This is a genomic window from Bacillus sp. SIMBA_008 (genome assembly GCF_046535495.1).
Lineage (GTDB): Bacteria > Bacillota > Bacilli > Bacillales > Bacillaceae > Bacillus > Bacillus subtilis.
The window spans coordinates 1-268 of sequence record NZ_JAWRWL010000549.1; the positions used below are offsets into that span (position 1 = coordinate 1).

The 268-nt window shown below is 69.4% G+C and carries 1 protein-coding gene; it reads left to right on the plus strand.

What is annotated here, in order from left to right; genetic code table 11:
- Positions 1–128 precede the first annotated feature (128 nt).
- On the plus strand, positions 129–268 hold a 140-nt coding region (locus SB658_RS24390), incomplete at its 3' end, for a TasA family protein (RefSeq protein ID WP_410602946.1).

Genomic DNA, 268 nt, shown 5'->3' on the forward strand with positions numbered 1-268 from the left:
GTCTCGTGCCCCAAGACCCAGCTGGCCATAGGCGAGAGCATGACCTGCACGGCCACGGGCCCCGTCACCGCCCTCGATTGACCCCAACCCCCACCGCGCAACAGAGCGCACCTCTCAAGGAGAACCCCATGAACAAGAAGCTCACCGGAATCGTCGCCGGCGCCGCGGGCGCCGCGCTCCTCCTCAGCGGCGGAACCTACGCCCTGTGGTACGACAGTGCTGAGGCCCCCGGCGGCACGATCACCGCCGGCAACCTCGATGTCGCGGC